Here is a 19,669-nt window from a genome sequence, read left to right on the forward strand (position 1 = left end):
TACATTAAGTCCTGTGCGTGAGAGACCCCACAACCCCTGGGCGGCATTGCGGCCGGTCAGTGAGGCCCAGGACCACGGCCATGCCGCCGAACGCGCTGCCGCGACCCTGCGGCAGGCGATCGCCGAAGGCCAGATCCTGCCCGGGCAGAAACTACCCGAGGTGCTGATCTGTGAAGGCATCGATGTCTCCCGGCACACCTTGCGCTCGGCCTTCCAGATCCTGGCCGCTGAAGGACTGGTGGACCGGGTCCCCAACCGGGGAGTGTTCGTGCACCAGCCCACGGTCGAAGACATCCGGGAGCTCTACCGGGTCCGGCGGATCATCGAAACCGGTGCGGTCCGCGCCGTGGAGCTGACCGATGAGACCCTCGATGAACTGCGCAGCATCGTCACCCGGGCCCGTGCGGCCCGGGACGCGGGGGAAGTCACCGCCATGGCGCAGGCCAATCAGGAATTCCACCGCACGCTCATCAGTGCCGCCCACAGCCAGCTGCTCTCCGGGCTCATGGAACAGATCCTGGCCCGGATGCGGCTGACCTTCGCCGGGATGCACTCCGAGCCGCACTTCCATACCGACTACGTCCGTCGCAACGGTGAACTCACCGAGCTGCTGGCCGCCGGCCGGCGGGACACCGCTCAGGACTACCTCATCGATTACCTCGTCACCGCGGAGAACGAGCTACTCGGCGACGTCGCGCCCTGACTGCTGCTTCCCACCCGGGACGGGTTCCTCACCGGCAGCCCGGCGTTCGGTGAGCCACTGGTGGGTCGGTGGGGCCGGGGTACCGGCCGGCTGCCGGGCGGCGACCTCCTTGCGCAGCACCGGTACGACCTCCTCGCCGAGCATGTCGATCTGCTCCAAGACCGTCTTCAACGGCAGGCCCGCGTGGTCGATGAGGAACAACTGACGCTGGTAGTGCCCGGCGTAATCACTGAAGCTTAAGGTTTTGGCGATGACGTCCTCCGGGGTGCCCACTGTCAGCGGGGTCATCTCGGTGAACTCCTCCAGGGACGGTCCCCCACCGTAGACCGGGGCGCGGTCGAAGTATGGACGGAACTCGCGCACGGCTTCTTCCCGGGTGCGCCGCATGAACGCCTGCCCACCCAGTCCCACGATCGCCTGCTCGGCGGTGCCGTGGCCGTAGTGTTCGAACCGCTGGCGGTAGAGGTCCACCATCCGGCCGGTGTGTTCCTTGTTCCAGAAGATGTTGTTGTGGAAGAACCCATCGCCGTAGTAAGCAGCCTGTTCGGCAATTTCCGGGGAGCGGATCGAACCGTGCCAGACGAACGGCGGGGTGCCATCCAGCGGTCGGGGCGTGGCGGTAAAGCCCTGCAGCGGGGTGCGGTACCGGCCCGACCAGTCGATCTCCTCCTGACGCCATAGCCGGTGCAGCAGGGCGTAATTCTCCACGGCCAGGGGGATACCGGCCCGGATGTCCTGACCGAACCACGGGTAGACCGGCCCAGTGTTCCCCCGCCCCAGGGTCAGGTCAATCCGCCCCTGGGCCAGGTGCTGCACATAGGCGTAATCCTCGGCGATGCGCACCGGATCAGTGGTGGTGATGAGTGTAGTCGCCGTCGAGAGAATGATCCGTTCGGTCTGCGCGGCGATATGCGCCATGAAGATCGGCGGGTTGGCCGGGGCCACGAATGGCGGGTTGTGGTGCTGGCCCACGGCGAAAACATCCAACCCAACCTCTTCGGCCTTTTTCGCGATGGCGACCATGGACTGGATGCGCTCGTGCTCAGTGGGCACGCGCCCAGTGGTGGGGTCTTCGGTGACATCACCGATGGAGAAGATGCCGAACTGCACAGAACGCTCCTGAGAAGGTGAGGGGAGACAGAAAGGGAGAGGACGACGACGTCGCCCCACCAGAGTACTTCAAATTTGAAATACTTACCAGCGCGCCTGAGACGCGACCGCCTCACCCTGGCTTTAACTGCCGGGGAAGCCGCTGCGCTCCAGCGGAGCCCGCAACCCGTAGACCAGCCCGGCCAGCCACGTGCGAATCGACCGGCGGGCCTGCCGAGTATCCGGGTAGCGGCAGCGCAAATGCAGACCGGAGGCGTTGATGACAAACCAAATCATTACCCCGTCGGTATGTGTCACCGCTGAGACGTGCTGGGGCTCGAGGTGCTCATCGACGTTGACCGGCAGTTTGCGGTGATCCAGCCAGGACATGGCGAACATCCCTGGCGACTGCGGCATCCCGCCATAGGGCCGCATAATGGGCGCCAGGGGGTAGGATCCCAGCCGGATCGCCTCCTTCACTGCGGCGTATGAGGCGCGGTAGCCGGCGTCGTCGTTCTCTAAGACCGAATTGGTAATGAACCACCCCACTGAGTCGTACCAGCGGGCATCGTCGCGGGAATGCACCGGGAAAACCGCCCGCAACGGCTGATCGCTCAGCTCTGCGGCCAACCGGGTCATCACCGAGACCGCCAGGGCGATGAGCCGGACCTGATGTTCAGCCGCGTAGGCCTCCACATGGGCCAGCTCCTCGGCATCGAAGACATCGCGGATCTCCACCACCTCCGGTGGGGCAGGGGTAAGCGCCCCCAGCTCCAGGGGGAACTGCGGCATGGAGCCTCCCCCGGCATCGAGGATCTCCCGCCACCGGGTGACCACCTCAACCGGCGGGAAGGGCCGCTGCTGAAGATGGGCCGAATGCGCGGCGAAGGACTCTGCGGCCGGTAGCCCACGCCCGGGACGCCGGCCGGCGCGTAGATCCTCCACACAGGCGGAGAGATCCCGGGCCAGCACCAACAAGGACCAGGCATCCACATGGGCGTGGTCGGAACCGATGACGATCTGCGGGCTGCGTTGTCCGGCCGGATCCAGTACCACGCACAACCGGTGGGAGGGTCGGGCGAAGCAGTCACAGGCGGTGTCGAAGTGCTCCTGCAGCGTGCGGCGAATCTCATCCGGGGTGAGCGGCTCGTCATCGGCAAGTTCTTCCCAGGCACCACCGAGGACCTCAACCCCGACCAACTGCAGATCGGTCTGCGGGCCACCGCACTGGGTGCCGGGGTCGTCGTCGTGGGCTTGCGCAGCTGCTGGAGCGCTCGACGCCGAGGCCTCGCCGGGTAAAAACACCGTCCGCAACGTGCCATGGCGGGAGAGGACATGATGCCAGGCCTCGGCGATCAGCTCGAGGGGGGCGTGAACCGGCAGTTTGAAGGAGACTGCCATCCAGGAGGCATGCCGGGAGCCGAAGCCCACGTGCCGGGCCTGGTCGAAGGAGACTGGCAGGCGCACTGAGTCGGGTCCCGGGGCCGTGGTGCTGAGCGCGTAGCTGAACAACCTCCCGGGCTGGACGCGCATCTGGGAGACGTTGGTCAGCCGCATGCGGCGTAGTGTAGATGCAGACAACGACGTGAACATGACCGGCGTGCAACGCCGGAGTAACACTCTGTGGGACGAACCACTGCACCGGAGCTGCCGGTGCGGGTGCTGAAGAAGGTGACACCGACTGTGGGGATGTTCCAGACTGAGGGTGCCCAGCTGGCCTATGAGCTCGACTCCCGAGGGTTGGGGGACTCTGCGCCGGTCTTTGTGCAGATGCACGGGCTGACCTCCTCGGCCTGGCGGGAACACCGGGCCGGGCTCGATGTCACCGGGGAGCTGACCGGTTGCCGGGTGTTGCGCTACGACGCCCGTGGCCATGGTTTCTCCACCGGGCGCCCGGTGCCGTATGACTACGTGTGGCCGCGTCTGGCCAGTGATCTGCTTGCTCTGTTGGACCACGTGGCCCCCGATCAGCGGGTCCATGCTGCCGGGCCCTCGATGGGGACCGCGACTCTGCTGTACGCCGCGTTGGCGGACCCGGAGCGCTTTGCCACTGTCACCCTGATGGTCCCGCCCACCGCCTGGGAGACCCGGCTCGCTCAAAGCGAGTCTTACCGGGCCTCAGCGGATCTGGTGGAGGAGGAAGGGATCGGTGCCTTTGTGCGGGTGAGTCAGAGTGTGCTGCCGCCCCCGGCACTGGCCGACCGGCCCAAGGAGAAAGTCCCTGCGGTGAGTCAGGAACTGTTGCCTTCGATCTTCCGGGGGGCGGCGATGACCGATCTGCCGCCCAAGGAGCAGGTGGCCGGTCTTCGGATTCCGGCTCAGATCCTTGCGTGGGTCGATGACCACGCCCACCCGGTTTCCACGGCGGAGGAACTGCACCGGCTGCTGCCGGTGTCCCAGCTGAGCATCGCCGAAACCCCAGAGGATCTGCAGACCTGGCCACGGCGGACTGCCCGGTTCGTGGAACAGTACAGCTGATGCACCAGCGCCTGAGCCGGCACGCCGCACAGGGCTCTGCAGAGGAATGTGTAGATCGGCTCAGTGCACGGCAGGGGTACGCCGCCGGGGTTCAGAGCCCAGGCTGAGGCGGGCCGGATCGCCGGGCCGCCGAGGCCCGCGAACAGGTCCGGCGTACCCGGCAGGATCACGACGCCGGTGTGTGGGCGGGGCCGTGATCCCCTTCCCTACGCCGAGTCCCCGGCGATCCGGATCGTGGCGTCCTCATCGTGGGCGCCACAGCTGCCCTGTCCCTCGAGAGCCGCCATCTGATGGCTCTCAGTCCGGTCATGAGGCTCGACCAGTGGGGCGGATGCGCGCTGGCAGATGGTGCCAGCCAATACCCGCCCAGTGGAGGGACGCCTCACACTGTAGGTCCACTTCCGGCACTGGAGCAATACCTCATCTCACACGCCCTGTGGAGAAAATGTGAACTGCGCGGCGTGTCCTGTGAACTACCTGGGGGAACACCTGTGGACCACTATCCACAGATAGGTGATATCTGGCGCTGACCAGCAGTTTTGCGGGCTCGCGCCTGTGCATTCAACTTTTTTGGCGGTAGATTTCGCCAGGTGTCAGACAGTTGCTCAGCGGGCTTCGGGGGTGTATAGATTCCTCAGGGACACCACGGCCCGGAAAGTTTTCCACAGGCAATCCACATGCTGGGGAGCGCGCTCTGTCCGCGGGTGTACCAGCAACGCCCCACGTCAGTCCCCCATCAGTCGCCGACCCGGAGGTGTCTCAGGCTGCGGGGGTACATTGGACAGTCCCTTCAGCTTGAGCCCACCACACTGCTTCGAGGAGGTCACCGCCGCGTGAGCCTGGACACCTACGATCCCTCCACCGGAGCTGGGGCGGAGTCCCGCACTCCGCCACAGGACATTGTTGCCGAGCAGTCAGTGCTCGGCGGGATGATGCTGTCCAAGGACGCCATTGCCGACGTCGTGGAGATTCTGCGGGGTCGGGATTTCTACCGTCCGGCCCACGAGATGATCTTCGATTCGATTGTCGACCTCTACGGGCGGGGGGAACCCGCCGACGTCGTCACCATCTCCGATGATCTGACAAAGAAGCAGCAGCTGCAGCGCATTGGCGGCCCGGCGTACCTGCACAACCTCTCGCAGACTGTCCCCACGGCCTCGAACGCGGCCTTCTACGCTGAGATCGTCCGGGATCGGGCGATCCTGCGGCGGCTGGTGGAGGCCGGGACCAAGATCGTGCAGCTGGGGCACACCGCTGATGGTGAGGTCGAGGGGATCGTCAACCAGGCCCAGGCTGAGATCTACAGTGTGGCGGAGAACCGGCAGGCCACTGATTACCTGCCGCTTTCTGAGGTGTTGGCACCGACCATCGAGGAAATCGAGACCAACGCCGCCTCCGATGGGATGCTCACCGGGATTCCCACCGGGTTCCGGGACCTCGATGAGCTGACCCACGGTTTCCACGGTGGGCAGCTGGTCGTCATCGCCGCTCGCCCGGCCATGGGTAAATCCGTACTGGCGTTGGACTTCTCCCGCTCGGCGGCGGTGGCGAATAACCTGCCCACGGCGTTCTTCTCCTTGGAGATGGGGAAAACGGAGATCGTGATGCGGTTGCTCGCCGCCGAATCCCGAGTGCTCTTTGGAGACCTACGGAAGGGCAACCTCCAGGACGCTGACTGGGAGAAGATCTCCCAGGCGGTGGACAAGCTTGACTCCGTGCCGCTGTACATCGACGACTCCCCGAATCTCTCGCTCATGGAGATCCGGGCCAAGTGCCGCCGACTCAAACAGCGCAACGGGCTGAAGATGGTGGTGGTCGACTACCTACAGCTGATGGCTTCCGGCCGGCGGGTGGAGTCCCGCCAGCAGGAAGTCGCGGAGTTCTCCCGAACGCTGAAGCTCTTGGCCAAGGAACTCGACGTCCCGATCATCGCGCTCTCCCAGCTCAACCGCGGTTCCGAACAGCGTCCGGATAAGAAACCGCAGGTCTCGGATCTGCGTGAATCAGGCTCCATCGAGCAGGACGCCGATATGGTCATGCTGCTGCACCGCCCGGAGGTCTACGACAAGGAGACCGAGCGGGCCGGGGAGGCCGACATCATCGTGGCGAAGAACCGTAATGGGCCCACCCGTGACGTCGTCGTCGCCTTCCAGGGTCACTACCAGCGTTTCCAGGACATGGCCCGGGACTTCTGAGCCGACTGATAAGGAGACTGGCTCCTATGCCGGCTTGGATGTCCCGGACCATTCCCGCTGGGCCTTAAGCCATGCGGCTGGGTGTTGCTCAGCTGGCGGCTTCGATCTTGTCCATCTGCTCGCCGATGACGTCCTCGAGCTGCTCGTCGGTGACATCCACTGCGGTGACCCACACGAGGTTCTCCCCCATGTCCATGGAGAGGCTGACGTATTCCCAGACATCGGCACCGGGCTCGCGTTCGGCGACACCTCGCACCCCGTCGATCTCGATGAAGCCGATTTCCACATCGAGCTCGTCGACGGAGACATCGCAGTACTCAGCGGCGTCATCCCAGATGGCGTCGGTCTCCGGTGCCTCGTTGAGGCTGACAATGCCGATGTTGATGTAACTGTCACCCTCGTAGAAGGCGTCGACATCGGCTGCGGCGGACTCGCTGGTGTTCATATCACCCAGCGGGACTGTGGTGTCGCTGCAGTCGACGAACTGCTCGGCGTCAGGGTCGCCGAGTTGCTCAGCACCCTCGCGGGCGTCATCGACGGTCTGCTGGTCGGGCCAGCCCTCAACCCAGTTGAGGAACCACTGTGTGCCGGTGTTGATCTGGTGGCTGGTGACGTCAGAGGGCATCTCGTTCTCCTCCAGCAGCAGTTCTTCGATCTGCTGCTGGGTCAGCGGTTCATTGGTGTCGATGTCCTCGTCACCGTCGTCTTGGTCCTCGTCTTCATCATCACCGAAGCCGCCTTCATCCTCGTCATCCTCGTCGCCGTTGTCATCCTCGTCATCAGGCAGCTCGTCGGTGTCGTCGTCCTCGTCGTCCTCCTCAACGGGTTCGGCGGGACCCTCCTCCACCGGGGTGCCGTCTTCCTCGTCGTCTCCGCCGAGGAAGGCGAAGAGCGCGATGATGAGCCCGACGACGCCGATGAGGGCGACCACGAGCACGCCGACCAGGATCCAGACGAGGTTGTTTTTCTTCTTCGGCTCACCGGGTTGACCATCCGGTCCGGTGGGCCCGCCGGGTCCACCCCCTGGCCCGCCCGGGCCGTAGGGGCCAGGAGGACCCAGCGGAGCGCCAGGGCCGACCGGAGGGGCTCCGTGCGGCTGGCTGCCATACCCGGGCTGACCCGGCTGCGGATACGGCGGCTGCCCCTGGGGTGGCTGATGCTGCGGTGGTCCCTGAGTCGGCGGGCCGGGTTGCCCACTGTGTGGTTGCCCACTGTGCGCTGGGCCCCCGGGACCCTGAGGCCCGCTGGGGCCCTGAGGATTCTGTCCCTGGGGGTTCTGGTTCTCAGCTGGGGGGTTTTGTCCGTGACCCTGGGGGGACTGGCCAGGGCCTGGGCGCTGGGCCCCGAAGGATTGCTCCCCGTTGTGTTGCGGGCCGGAGCCCTGCTGAGGGTTGGCAGATCCGCTGCTTCCGTACTCTTCGGTCATCTGAAGTACTCCGTTCTAGGTGCTCGTTACTCACGGGGAGCTATGAGCAACCCTATTAACGGGACTGAACGGTTACTGGATGCGGTCTGGACGGCAGGTAACGATTTACAGGGCGGCGATGATCTGGTCAAGAAAAAGAAAACCGAGGGCTCCGTAGAGAAAACCGATCCACAGGGCATGGGTGAGGCTGCGCCAGAACTGCCCAGTGGCGATGAGCATCCCAAAGGCGGCCGGCAAGCAGGCCAAGATATAACCGCCGACTAAGAACCACAGCCCGGTCCACTCGAAGTAACTGAGCATGTAGACACCCAGGCCGATACACATAATCATCGTGGCCTCAAAGAGCAGGGCAGCGATGATGAGGGCAGTGACCACCGCCCACAGGTAGCGGGCGTAGGTGAGCTTGCTGCGGCCCTGGTGCTGAGGGTTGCGTGGGCTGGTATTCCGCGGGTTCGTTGAGCCCGCCGCAGTGCGTTGTCGGCGTGGAGACGCCGTGGGCTTCTTCTTTTTCCTGCTCATCGCCGGGCCAGCTTATCGCCCGGCGGTGACACGGTCGGTGCGTCAGTACCCGCTGAGATAGGGCAGCATCAGCACCAGCAACATCAGCCCCACGCCGATGGCCAGCGTGATGCCTACGGCGCGGTTGGATGCGGACAGGCCAAGGTCCAGATCCTCGGCACCGTCGCGGGACGGGGGATGCTTCGGTTGCCGCTCCCGGGCTCGCGGCGGGGAGCGGAACTCAAGGCGGGTGTCGTGTTCGGACTCCTGGGACGTCATGCGGACCTCCGCTACTGCGGTATAGGGTCGTTCGTCTGCGGTCTGGTCTGAGTTGACTGTAAGTACCTACGCTGGAAGACACCTTGGCAACAGGTAAAACTTCCCCTCGGCCTTCGATTCAGCCTGGAAACGCTCTGAGAGCGCTGCCGGAGTGAGCCTGGTGGCAGGCCCGGTCAGAGCGCGTGAGCGGGACCGGAGGGGACCACCTCGATGAAGCGGATACCGGCATCAAGGTGAGCAAGTGTGGTCGTGATCTGTTCCACGGAGGCCTCCGGAGCCAGGACCAGTACGGAGCCGCCGAATCCCCCGCCGATGAGTCGCGCCCCGGTGGCTCCGCGGCGTAAGGCCGCATCGACAATCCGGTCCGCCAGAGGGAAGCTGACCTCAGCGTCCTCGCGCATGCTGTTGTGCCCGGCGGTCATCGTCTCCCCCAGATCCGCGGCGGTGTGGTCCACCCCGCGGGCTTCATCGGCGAAGTGCCGGTGCAGCCGTTCGGAGCGGACCATCTCGGTGAGCGCATGCCGTAGCCGACGCCGCACCGCAAGCGGCTCACGGCCTGCGAAGTCAGCGGTGCCGGCCAGCTCATCGAAACGGGCCAGAACGAGGTCCACGTCATTGAGGGTCGGGCGTGCCGGCAGAGTGTCCCGCAGCCGGTCGGCCGAGAGAATCCGCATAGCCACCTCAGAGTCGGCTCGGCGAGAACCGAAGGCAGCGGCGGCCAGCTGATGGGGCTGTCCAGTGTCCACGGCGAACAACCGGTAGCCGCGCAGCAGGAAGGAAATATTCACCCGGGTCAGGGTGAAGTCCCGGCAGTCCAAGGAGATGAGTTTGCCCTCAGCAGAGCGCAAACTGGTGGTCTGGTCCAGTCCCCCGGTGCCGGCCCCGACGACCTCCACTTCAGCGCGCATGCACGCAGCCGCCAGGGCCGCCCGGCGGGCATCGGTCAACGCGCGCGTGAGCTCTTCCTCCGGATGGTCGGTGCCCAGGGGAGCGCCGAGAGCCACGCAGGCCAGTGCGGTAGCGCACTCCAAAGCCGCAGAAGAGGACAGCCCCCCGCCGATGGGCAGGGTGGAACTGATGAGGATATCGGCGCCGAAGCCGGCAGCGATGCGCAGCTGGGGGTCCTCGATCTGACGTAACGCCCAGAACACTCCGGAGACGTACCGGGTCCAGCTGTGGGCGTCGTCGTGGTCCTCAGCGCGGCTTAAGTGCTGCTGACGGTCAGCGGCAGGTGTGACCGCATCCGCGTCGATCTCCACCGGACCGGAGTCCAGGCTGGATTCCAGCGTGCGTAGGCGCAGGACGCCGTCAGTGCGTGGGGCCGCGGCCACATAGGTGCCATGGGCCAGAGCCATGGGTAGGCACCGGCCTCCATGGAAATCAATGTGTTCGCCGTTGAGGTTGGCTCGACCCGGGGCGAACCACACCCCGTGGGAGTCCCTGCCGTATTCAACGCGGAACTGATCGGTCAACATGGTGGCGATCGATGCCGGATCCCCCGCCGAGACCCACCGTGAGCTGCTGATTGACATTGGGCCCATTCTGCCACCTGAACACAGGAGAGAAGACCAGCAACGGGTGGGCCGGAACCCTGGAAACTCTCAGCTGCATGTGGTGTCCTAAACACTGGCACCGGACAGTGGGATCACTGACGAGTGGTATCAGAACAGTGGCAGTAAGGTCCCGATCGAGAGGAGCACGATCATGGCAGTTGACGTGAAGTACACCGCAGAGGCATTGGCCACCGGCGGCGGCCGCGAGGGTCAGGCCAAGACAAAGGACGGCGCCCTCGATGTCACCCTGGCCCCGCCCCAGGAGATGGGCGGCTCCGGGGAAGGGGTCAACCCTGAGCAGCTCTTCGCCACTGGCTGGGCCGCCTGCTTCCTGGGTGCGTTGAAGAAGGTTGCTGGGGATGACTACGACACCACAGACGCCTCCATCGGCGTGCAAGTGGGCATTGGAGCCGACGACGCCGGCGGATTCGGTTTGGCAGCCACGATTGAGGTGATCCTGCCGAACCTGGAGAAGGCTGCGGCCGAGGAGCTGGCCGCCAAGGCCCACGACTTCTGCCCTTACTCCAAGGCCACCCGCGGCAATATCGACGTCGAGGTCATCGTCGCCGAGGACTGAGCTGTCAGGCAGTGAAGGGCCAGTCCGGTCAGCGGGCGCTCGGTGAGCACGGGCCCTGTACGGAATCGTTCAATATTGAAAGACTAGGGCGAGTCACCGTTCCCCACGCCGGATGGAGGGCTGATGAGCAGCACCGAGACCCAGCCCGAAGAGCAGGTGTGCATCAACGGGCCCTACACGCCGGATAATCTGCCCGGCCCTGCCCGCGCCAGACGGGTGCCCGCCTCCGGGGAATTGAGTCCCGGCATCACCCACACTGATGCCGGGGTGCAACTGTTGGAACCCCGTGAGGTGCCATTGGGTGGCCCCCGGGCCATGACTGTGCGCCGCACCCTGCCTCAACGGGCCCGCTCACTGGTGGGGGCCTGGTGCTTCCTGGACTTCTACGGTCCCGACGACCTCACCGAGTCAACCCCCATGCGGGTGCCGCGTCACCCGCACACCGGATTGGCCACCTGCTCCTGGCTGTTCTCCGGACGGATCGACCACCTCGACTCCGCGGGGAACTGGGCTACCGTCCGTCCCGGAGAGGTCGCTCTGATGAACGCCGGCCGGGGCATCAGCCACTCCGAATACTCCACTGCGGATACGCGCACGCTGCATGGTGCCCAGCTCTGGTACGCCTTCCCCGAGGCTCACCGCTTCAGCCCGCCCAGCCTGGAGACCCACACCCCCGAACCGGTCACCGGTCCTGGCTGGCAGGCCACCGTGTTCCTCGGTGAACTACTGGGCTCGCGTTCCCCGGTGCACACCTACATTCCCCTGACCGGGGTGGAGCTGCGGCTAGAGCCCGGTACTTCCCTGGATATCGAGGTCCCCGCCGAGCACGAACACGGTCTGCTCCACGTGAACGGCGCGGTCAGTCTCAACGGGTGTGATGTCCCTGCTGACCACCTAGCCGTCGTCGACCCCGGAGCCACCAGCCTGCGCATTACCGCCGGTGGTGAACCCGTCCTCGCCCTGCTCATCGGTGGCGAGCCTCTCGGCGAGCAGATCGTGATGTGGTGGAACTTCGTGGGCCGCAGCCATGAAGAGATTGCCGCCTACCGTGCCGCCTACCAGTCGGAGATGGGATTCGAAGCGCCCGACGACGCCTCTCCGCTGAAGGGTCAGATCCCGGCAGAGACCACCTCACTTCAGGAAAGAGCTGCTCACGCCGATGGCACCCAGCACCAGGTCGACGTCGAACCCGGCGCCCTCGGTGAACCGCTCAGCGGCCAGCTGCGCGATCAGTTACGTGGCGCCCAGTACAGCGACGGGCGGCCCTTCCCGCAGTTCGGCGACTTCCCGCCCGGTCAGCACCCCCCGCTGCCGGCGCCTGCGCTGCCGAATACCCGGATGAAGCCCCGCGGCTGAGCGGCTGGCCACCTGCCGTCTGCCACGTATCCTGGGCACGCAAAGAGCCCGCCCCACTGATGTGGACGGCGGGCTCTTTGCGTGTGACGGATTCAGACCAGCGGCAGGGCCAGCCCGGCCTCAGCCACGACAGCCACGCAGGCAGCCAAAATGATGAACAGAATACCGACCACCGACAGAATCAGACCGATCCACCCCAGGACCAGACCGGCGGTCACCATTCCATTGTTCACCCCGGCGTTCTTCGCCTTGTTGGCCTGCCAAATAGCCAGCGGGCCGAAGATCAGACCGAACACCACAATGGCAAGGATTCCGAAGACCAGCGCCAGTGTCGGTGCGCTACCGGCGGCGTCCTCGGGCTGTCCTCCCTGATGGTAGGGGTCGGAGGATGGATACTGCGTCATGGCGGTTTTCCCCGTTCTCTCTATGTTCCGTCACGATGGACGGTGATTACCTTATCGCGTGGCACGGGAGACTACCAGTGATGGAGGTTGATGGCATGGCGTACGTTTTAAGCGTCAATGGTGCGGTTCCCCAGGTGGGTCAGCGCGTCTTTCTGGCGCCGAGCGCCTCGATCACCGCAGAGGTCTCCCTCGGTGATGACGTCAGTGTGTTCTACGGGGCCTCCGTGCGGGGAGACACCAACCGGGTCGTCATCGGGGAGCGCACCAATCTGCAAGACAATGTGGTGGTTCATGTAGACGCCGCCAACCCCTGTCACATCGGCAGCGGGGTTTCTGTGGGACACGGGGCAGTGGTTCACGGCTGCACCATTGGGGATCGAACCCTGGTGGGCATGAACGCCACAGTGCTCAGCGGTGCCGTCGTCGGGTCGCAGTGCCTCATCGCGGCCGGCACTGTGGTCCCCGAAGGCGCACAGATCCCCGACCGATCCCTGGTGATGGGTGTGCCGGGGAAGGTCAAGCGCGAACTCAGTCACGAGGAAATCGAGTCTTTGCACGCCAACGCCGAGCGCTACCTCAGGCTCAAAGAGGCCCACCGGCAGGCACTCAACGAGCACAACCAGACCTCAGGGCCAGATCACGGCTAGAAGCCCTGGTGGGTGGTGGCCTCGGAGAAAATCCACACAAAGAAAATGAGGAACCCGAGCAACCCCAGCAGCCACAGGCCGCCCAGCGCGATGGAGATCCACCCCATGACCTGACCGGCCATCCCATTGGCACCTAACCGGGAGGCCTTATTGCCCTGATGCACGGCGATCCAGCCCAACACAATGGACAGCGGCCCGGTGATCCACAGGAACAGAGAGATGAATACCGCATTGACCAGGCCGATGATCCCCAACACCATTCCAGTGGTCGCATTGCCCTGACCGGGCGGACTGTAGCTGTACACCGGATAGGGCTGCTGGTGCTGACCCTGGGGCGGATACTGCCCGGCCCCTGGATGCTGCGGCGGGTAGCCCTGCTGTTGGCCGGCCTGGTTGTAGCCGGAAGGGTTTTGGCTGGGATAGCTGCCCGGTCCGGCGTGGTCGGGGGAGGGCGCCTGGTCGGGCGAGTGTGGGGCGCTGGGGTACGACGACGCCGACTCGCCGGGGTTGGCTGCCCGGTCGCGGTCCTCGGGTCGCTGGGAGGGGTATTCGCTCACGGCCTCACCCTACCGTGGGTACTGACCGGTTGGATATCACCCCAGGGTGACGCTGCGGACCAGGTGGTCGCTGAGTACCTGCTCATCCGGGGTGAAGCCCAGCCCGGGGGTTTCATCCAGGGTGATCTGGGGTCCTGCCCCATGCAGTGCGTGTAACTGCTGTGGCCACTGCAGGAAGGGGACCTCCAGCCGAGCCCCGGGAATCGCGGCACACAGGTGGGCGGAGGCGTTCAGTGCCGGTCCATAGTAGAAGCAGTGTGGCACCACGGTGACCGCGTGTGCTTTCCCCGCAGCGACGACGTCGAGCATCCCGGAGATCCCGCCGATTTTGCCCACACTGGGCTGGGCGAATGCCAAGGCACCGGCCCGCATCTGTTCGATGAGCCCATAGACCCCGGAGGCGTTCTCCCCGGCGGAGATCTTCCCGTATTCGCTGTTGAGACGTGCCAGCGCGGCGGTGTCATCGGGCGGGAACACCGGTTCCTCCAGCCACAGCAGATCCGCAGCGGCGAAGTCCCGCAGGGCCTGGGCGGCACCGGCTTCATCCCAGGCGCAGTTGACGTCGGTCATCAGATCGGCCTGTGGCCCGGCCTGCTCACGGGCCGCGGCGATGGCCGCCGGTGTGGACTCGTGCAGCTTGAACGCCCGGTAGCCGGCATCCTGGGCCCGGCTGATGTGGTGGGCCACCTCCACCGGATCTTCCCCGTAGTGCACCAAGGAGGCGTAGCAGTCGATGGTGTCGGCCGCCTCGGGGCTGATGAGCTTGCGCAGCGGCACCCCGGCCCGCTGTGCGGCGAGGTCCCAGAGGGCGGTGTCCACTGCGGAGAGCGCAAAGTGCACCGGCCCGGTCCGGCCGAAGGCATGGAAGGCGTACTCGGCCTCAGCCCGCACGGCGGCTGGTTCAGCGGGTTTGCCTAGAAAGAACGGGCCGACGATCTCTTCGGCGGCCGCCCAACTGGCAGGATTGGTTTTGTGGCCGAAGGCCTCCCCCCAGCCGACGACGCCGTCAGCGTCAGTGATCTTGACCATGAGCGCCTGCATCTGGGTGAAGGTATGGGAGGAGGCGTTGTACTCATCGATGCTCTCCTCGCCGATGACCCGCCGGGCGGCGGAGAACGGCATCGTCGTCAGCAGCAGCTCGATACGAGCGATCGAGGGGACAGGGGAGGGCGAGGAAACAGGCGGCGTCGTCACGCTCCCCGACCCTATGTGAGCCGAGTCATACCGTCCACGCGAAAAGTCGCATTCAGTGATGCATAACAGGTATCACTGGCTGTGGCCGGGGTGTAGTCTAGGCCCGGAAGGCGCGCCAAATGGCGGATCGAGCGCCTTGTCCATTGAATCGTTTTACCCGCGCCACGCCGCCGAACCGCGGGCATTCGACCCAAACCGGTGTGTCTTGTGCTTGACGTCACAATGTGACCCTACTTACTGTTGACGCATCGCGCTGGAAAGTGTTTTCCCACCTTGAGGAGGCAGTAATGCCCCAGATGAGCACGCCCGACCGCTCGCTGCCCAGCGGCGTTGAGGGCAGAAAGGCGGCCCCATGAGCGCCGTAGCAGAGCTGGGCAAGCTCAGGAAGCAGGCCAAGAGCCAAAAGGGTAAGCGCCGGTACAAGGACAACCTGGCCGGCCACCTCTTCCTGCTGCCCTGGACTGTCGGGTTCTTCGCGATCACGCTGATCCCGATGACGGCCACGCTGTACTTGGCCTTCACCAACTACAACTTGCTGCAGTCGCCCGAATGGATCGGGATGGACAACCTCTCCCGCATGGTGAGCGACTCGCGGCTGCATAACTCGCTTGAGGTGACGTTCACCTACGTCTTCGTCGGTGTGCCGCTGCAGCTGGTCGTCTCCCTGGCGGTGGCGATGCTGCTCGACCGCGGTATGCGGGGTCTGGCCTTCTACCGGTCAGTCTTCTACCTGCCCTCGATGCTCGGTTCATCGGTGGCCATCGCCGTGCTGTGGCGCCAGATCTTCGGCCACAGCGGACTGATTAACCAGTTGCTGGCCATGGTGGGAATTGAAGGCCGCGGCTGGGTCTCCAGTCCAGACACCGCGTTGAGCACGCTGATTATCCTCCACGTGTGGACCTTCGGTGCCCCGATGGTGATCTTCCTGGCCGGTCTGCGGCAGATCCCGGATATGTACTACGAGGCTGCCTCCATTGACGGTGCCGGCAAGATCAAGCAGTTCGCGACGATCACCATCCCGCTGCTGACCCCGATCATCTTCTTCAACCTCATCATGCAGCTGATCGGTGCGTTCCAGAACTTCACGCAGGCATATATCGTCTCCGGCGGGTCAGGAGGGCCGGCAGATTCCACGTTGTTCTACACCCTGTATCTCTATCAACAGGGCTTCGGGCGCTTCGACATGGGCTACGCCGCGGCTATGGCCTGGCTGCTTGTGATCATCATCGCCGCGCTGACCGCCATTAACTTCTTCCTCGCAAAGTATTGGGTTCACTACGATGACTGATTCCCCCAAGACGCAGACCCCCACTGACGGCCAGACCGTCGGCATGGCTCAGGGCATCAACAAGGAGAAGCGCGACGCCGCCGCCGCGCTGGCGAACGAAGAGGTCCTCATCTCCACCAAACCGGAGGAGATGAAGGTCGAGACGCCGGCCAAGAAGGCGGTCAAGTCGACCATTAAGCACCTGCTGCTGATTATCGCCTCGTTGGTGATGATCTACCCGCTGCTGTGGATGGTCGTCTCCTCGCTACGACCCAACGAGCTGATCTTCCGCGAAGCAGGCATCCTGCTGACCACGTTCCACTTCGATAACTACATCTCCGGCTGGAACGCGCTGAGCCACCCGTTCCACCACTTCTTGTTGAACTCGTTCATCGTGGTCTTCGGCTCCATTCTGGCGAACCTGGTCTCTTGTTCGATGGCGGCCTACGCCTTCGCCCGGTTGGACTTCAGGTTCAAGATCCCCGCGTTCGCACTGATGCTGATGTCGATCATGCTGCCGGTGCACGTGGTGATCATTCCCCAGTACATCCTGTTCTCGAACTTCGGCTGGGTGAACACCTTCCTGCCACTGATCGTGCCGAAGATCCTGGCTACCGACGCCTTCTTCATCTTCTTGATGGTCCAGTTCATCCGCGGTATCCCCAAGGACCTGGACGAGGCGGCCCGCGTGGACGGGGCCGGGCATATCCGCATCTTCGTGCAGATCATCCTGCCGTTGATGACCCCGGCGCTGGCGACGACGACGATCTTCACGTTCATGTGGACGTGGAACGACTTCTTCAGCCAGCTCATCTACCTGACCAGCCCGGACAACTACACCGTTCCGCTGGCGCTGGCAGCCTTCATTGACTCCACCGGTGAATCGAACTGGGGTGGGATGTTCGCGATGTCGATCATCTCGATCCTGCCGCTGTTCATTATCTTCCTGGTGGGTCAGCGATTCCTCATCAAGGGAATGGTGACCACCGGTATCAAGTAGTCCTTGGTGCCACAGCTGGAAGCGGCTGTCCGCGGGTAACTCCCGGCGGGCAGCCGCTTTCGGCGCGCTCGGGGCCTATGCCCCGACCACATCACGCAATACCGACGCGCCGCCCGCACCCGGTGGGAGGCACTGGATCCTCAAGAGGAGTGACTCACTGTGAGCACGGAGAACGCACGCACCCGATACGTCGTCATTGGCACCGGTGGCCGCTGCACCATGTACATCACCGCCCTGTGCACCACCCACGCTGACGCCGGGGAACTGGTCGCCCTGGCGGATATCAACCCTGGGCGGCTGGAGTACTACGTCAACCAGGCCAAAACTGACTACGACGTCGACGTCGACACCTTCGACCCCGCCGCACTCACCGAATACATCCAGACGAAGAACATCGACCGGGTCATCATCACCACTCCGGACTTCACCCACGCCGACTACATCGTCGAATCGCTGAAGGCTGGCGCCGATGTCGTGGTGGAAAAGCCCCTGACGGTCAATGCCGAGTCCTCGGCCCGTATTGCTGAGACCGTCAAGGAGACCGGCAAGGAAGTTGTTGTCACCTTCAACTACCGCTACTCCCCCCGGAACACCGCGCTGAAGGCCGCCATCCAAGAGGGCAAGATCGGGGAGGTCACCTCCATTGACTTCTCCTGGGTGCTGGACACCGTCCACGGCGCGGACTACTTCCGCCGCTGGCACCGCCAGAAGGAGAACTCCGGCGGACTGCTCATCCACAAAGCCAGCCACCACTTTGACCTGGTCAACTGGTGGCTGGCCGATGCCCCCGAACGGATCTACGCCTCCGGTGGGCTGAAGTTCTACGGCGCGGAGAACGCCGCCAAGCGCGGCATCACCCCGCACCTGCGCGGCACCCGCGATGACGCGGAGAAGGACCCCTTCGCCCTGGACATGCGCACCGACGAGAAGATCAAGAAGCTCTACCTCGACAACGAGCACCACGACGGTTACCTCCGTGACCAGGACGTCTTCGGCCCCGGAATCACCATGGAGGACAACCTGGCGATCATCGCCGATTACTCCCGCGGTGCAGTGCTGAACTACTCGCTCAACGCCCACGCCCCCTGGGAGGGCTACCAGGTGGCCGTCAACGGCACCGAAGGTCGTCTGGAACTTGAGGTCGTCGAGCGAGCCGCCGTGCAGCCGCTGACCACCGGCGGCGTGCCGGTGGACCCCTCCATCACCGATGACGCACGCTCCAACCAGGTGCGCGCCAAGGGTGAGCGCCTGGTGCTGCAGCGCCACTGGCAGGAGGCTGAGGAGATTGAGATCGTCGAAGGCGAAGGCTCCCACGGCGGCGGTGACAAACTGCTGCTCGATGACATCTTCTACGGCCCCGGCAACGACCCGTACAAGCGACCCGCCGGGCTGGTTGACGGTATTCACGCCATCGCCGTGGGTATCTGCGGGAACAAGTCACTCATCTCCCGCGGACCGGTGGAGGTCAAGAACGTCGACCTCGGTCTGAGTGCTGCCGCCGAGGCTGCGGAGTAGCGCATGGCTGAGCGCGTCATCATCACCGGAGGCTCCGGTCGGCTGGGTCGCAGCGTGGTCGCCGGCTTCGCTGAGACCGAGCACGAGGTCATCAGCATCGACCGGGAGCTTCCTGAACACCCCACTGAAGTGGTCGACTACCGCAGCATCGACTTACTCGATGCCGAGGCGACGTCGTCGTTGTTTCAGCAGCTGCAACCCACCGCAGTGGTCTCCCTGGCGGCGATCGCAGTGCCGTTCAGCGCCCCGGAGGACGTCATCCTGAAAACCAATGCGGCGATTGCGCACAACGTCACCGCCGCGGCCGTCGAATCGGGGGCTAAGAAGGTCATCATTGCCTCCTCACCGTCGATCATGGGGTATGGCTCCCCGGCCGGGTGGGTACCGCCCCGACTGCCGCTGGACGAGGAGGTCACTCCCACACCGTGGCACGCCTACGGGCTGAGCAAGTACGTCGCCGAACAGGTGGCGAGCATGTTCGCCCAGCAGACCTCCGAGGTGACGTTCATCAGTTTTCGGCCCTGCTACGTCATCGCCCCCGAAGAGTGGGACGGTGCTCCGACCCAGCAGGGGCATACCGTCCGGGAGCGGCTCGACGACCCGGCGCTGTCCGCGGTGGCGTTGTTCAACTACGTCGACGCCCGGGATGTCACCGACTTCCTGCTCACCGCCCTGGCGAATATCCACCGGGTGGAGAACGGGGCGGTGTTCTTCGTTGGCGCCAAGGATGCTCTGGCACGTCGGCCCTTGGCCGAACTGGTGCCTGAGCACTTCCCGGAGCTGGCTCATCTGGCCGAAGGGCTCACCGGGGATGCGCCGGCGTTCTCCATCCAGAAGGCCAAAGAGGTGCTCGGATGGGAGCCGAAACGTTCCTGGAGGACTGAGCTGAACCACTGACGGTGCTGGCATGGGCCCATGGGCACCAACCTCG

General features: G+C 64.6%; 20 protein-coding genes. 10 read left to right on the forward strand and 10 right to left on the reverse strand.

Annotated elements, in window-relative coordinates; all coding sequences use genetic code 11:
• Positions 1 to 13 precede the first annotated feature (13 nt).
• Positions 14 to 703, forward strand: a complete 690-nt coding sequence (locus H578_RS0105725; RefSeq protein WP_022872736.1) for a GntR family transcriptional regulator — start codon at positions 14 to 16, stop codon at positions 701 to 703.
• On the opposite strand, the gene H578_RS13615 is transcribed toward H578_RS0105725, so the two are convergent.
• Complete coding sequence (locus H578_RS13615; protein ID WP_022872737.1) at positions 680 to 1,813, reverse strand: LLM class flavin-dependent oxidoreductase; 1,134 nt, start codon at positions 1,811 to 1,813, stop codon at positions 680 to 682. The genes H578_RS0105725 and H578_RS13615 overlap by 24 nt on opposite strands.
• 123 nt (positions 1,814 to 1,936) lie before the next feature.
• Positions 1,937 to 3,349: a condensation domain-containing protein gene (locus H578_RS13620; RefSeq protein ID WP_022872738.1), complete on the reverse strand. Its 1,413-nt coding sequence runs from the start codon at positions 3,347 to 3,349 to the stop codon at positions 1,937 to 1,939.
• Positions 3,350 to 3,415: 66 nt separating this feature from the next.
• Between H578_RS13620 and H578_RS0105740 the strand changes: the two genes are divergently transcribed.
• Complete coding sequence (locus H578_RS0105740) at positions 3,416 to 4,270, forward strand: alpha/beta fold hydrolase (RefSeq protein WP_022872739.1); 855 nt, start codon at positions 3,416 to 3,418, stop codon at positions 4,268 to 4,270.
• Positions 4,271 to 4,476: 206 nt separating this feature from the next.
• Here the strand turns inward: H578_RS0105740 and H578_RS13625 are convergent, their stop codons facing one another.
• Positions 4,477 to 4,656, reverse strand: coding sequence for a hypothetical protein (locus H578_RS13625; protein WP_156837226.1), 180 nt, complete (start codon positions 4,654 to 4,656; stop codon positions 4,477 to 4,479).
• A 447-nt stretch (positions 4,657 to 5,103) separates the two neighbouring features.
• On the opposite strand from H578_RS13625, the gene dnaB reads away from it, so the two are divergent.
• Positions 5,104 to 6,465: a replicative DNA helicase gene (gene dnaB, locus H578_RS0105750; protein ID WP_022872741.1), complete on the forward strand. Its 1,362-nt coding sequence runs from the start codon at positions 5,104 to 5,106 to the stop codon at positions 6,463 to 6,465.
• Between the two features lie 88 nt (positions 6,466 to 6,553).
• Here dnaB and H578_RS15510 read toward each other — a convergent pair whose 3' ends face one another.
• The 4 genes from H578_RS15510 to H578_RS0105770 all read right to left on the reverse strand — a co-directional run bounded on the left by H578_RS15510 (position 6,554) and on the right by H578_RS0105770 (position 10,200).
• Entirely contained in the window at positions 6,554 to 7,402 is an 849-nt protein-coding gene (locus tag H578_RS15510) for a hypothetical protein (protein ID WP_022872742.1), read from the reverse strand.
• Positions 7,403 to 7,996: 594 nt separating this feature from the next.
• Positions 7,997 to 8,410, reverse strand: coding sequence for a hypothetical protein (locus tag H578_RS0105760; RefSeq protein WP_156837227.1), 414 nt, complete (start codon positions 8,408 to 8,410; stop codon positions 7,997 to 7,999).
• 42 nt (positions 8,411 to 8,452) lie between these two features.
• The gene (locus H578_RS0105765) at positions 8,453 to 8,668 is read right to left on the reverse strand and encodes a hypothetical protein (RefSeq protein WP_022872744.1); all 216 of its coding nucleotides are present in this window, start codon (positions 8,666 to 8,668) and stop codon (positions 8,453 to 8,455) included.
• 173 nt (positions 8,669 to 8,841) lie between these two features.
• Complete coding sequence (locus tag H578_RS0105770) at positions 8,842 to 10,200, reverse strand: galactokinase (RefSeq protein ID WP_022872745.1); 1,359 nt, start codon at positions 10,198 to 10,200, stop codon at positions 8,842 to 8,844.
• Positions 10,201 to 10,372: 172 nt separating this feature from the next.
• On the opposite strand from H578_RS0105770, the gene H578_RS0105775 reads away from it, so the two are divergent.
• On the forward strand, positions 10,373 to 10,798 hold the full coding sequence (locus H578_RS0105775; RefSeq protein WP_022872746.1) for an organic hydroperoxide resistance protein: 426 nt from the start codon (positions 10,373 to 10,375) through the stop codon (positions 10,796 to 10,798).
• Positions 10,799 to 10,921: 123 nt separating this feature from the next.
• Positions 10,922 to 12,154 carry a pirin family protein gene (locus tag H578_RS15225; protein WP_022872747.1) on the forward strand — a complete coding sequence of 411 codons (1,233 nt, stop codon included), beginning with the start codon at positions 10,922 to 10,924 and terminating at the stop codon, positions 12,152 to 12,154.
• Positions 12,155 to 12,246: 92 nt separating this feature from the next.
• Here the strand turns inward: H578_RS15225 and H578_RS15515 are convergent, their stop codons facing one another.
• Positions 12,247 to 12,558 carry a hypothetical protein gene (locus H578_RS15515; RefSeq protein WP_022872748.1) on the reverse strand — a complete coding sequence of 104 codons (312 nt, stop codon included), beginning with the start codon at positions 12,556 to 12,558 and terminating at the stop codon, positions 12,247 to 12,249.
• 95 nt (positions 12,559 to 12,653) lie between these two features.
• On the opposite strand from H578_RS15515, the gene H578_RS0105790 reads away from it, so the two are divergent.
• A complete protein-coding gene (locus H578_RS0105790; RefSeq protein WP_028463988.1) occupies positions 12,654 to 13,205 on the forward strand; it encodes a gamma carbonic anhydrase family protein in 552 nt (183 codons plus the stop codon).
• Here the strand turns inward: H578_RS0105790 and H578_RS15520 are convergent.
• Entirely contained in the window at positions 13,202 to 13,762 is a 561-nt protein-coding gene (locus H578_RS15520) for a DUF4190 domain-containing protein (RefSeq protein WP_022872750.1), read from the reverse strand. The genes H578_RS0105790 and H578_RS15520 overlap by 4 nt on opposite strands.
• 36 nt (positions 13,763 to 13,798) lie before the next feature.
• Positions 13,799 to 14,956, reverse strand: coding sequence for a mandelate racemase/muconate lactonizing enzyme family protein (locus tag H578_RS0105800; RefSeq protein ID WP_022872751.1), 1,158 nt, complete (start codon positions 14,954 to 14,956; stop codon positions 13,799 to 13,801).
• A 352-nt stretch (positions 14,957 to 15,308) separates the two neighbouring features.
• Here H578_RS0105800 and H578_RS0105805 point away from each other — a divergent pair, with 352 nt between their 5' ends.
• The 4 genes from H578_RS0105805 to H578_RS13655 all read left to right on the forward strand — a co-directional run bounded on the left by H578_RS0105805 (position 15,309) and on the right by H578_RS13655 (position 19,635).
• Complete coding sequence (locus tag H578_RS0105805; protein WP_022872752.1) at positions 15,309 to 16,244, forward strand: carbohydrate ABC transporter permease; 936 nt, start codon at positions 15,309 to 15,311, stop codon at positions 16,242 to 16,244.
• A gap of 130 nt (positions 16,245 to 16,374) precedes the next feature.
• Positions 16,375 to 17,223: a carbohydrate ABC transporter permease gene (locus tag H578_RS0105810; protein WP_051130809.1), complete on the forward strand. Its 849-nt coding sequence runs from the start codon at positions 16,375 to 16,377 to the stop codon at positions 17,221 to 17,223.
• A gap of 159 nt (positions 17,224 to 17,382) precedes the next feature.
• Positions 17,383 to 18,738 carry a Gfo/Idh/MocA family protein gene (locus tag H578_RS13650; protein WP_022872754.1) on the forward strand — a complete coding sequence of 452 codons (1,356 nt, stop codon included), beginning with the start codon at positions 17,383 to 17,385 and terminating at the stop codon, positions 18,736 to 18,738.
• 3 nt (positions 18,739 to 18,741) lie between these two features.
• A complete protein-coding gene (locus H578_RS13655) occupies positions 18,742 to 19,635 on the forward strand; it encodes an NAD-dependent epimerase/dehydratase family protein (protein WP_022872755.1) in 894 nt (297 codons plus the stop codon).
• Positions 19,636 to 19,669 lie beyond the last annotated feature (34 nt).

Origin of the sequence: Nesterenkonia alba DSM 19423, from assembly GCF_000421745.1 — a bacterium.
GTDB classification, from domain to species: domain Bacteria; phylum Actinomycetota; class Actinomycetes; order Actinomycetales; family Micrococcaceae; genus Nesterenkonia; species Nesterenkonia alba.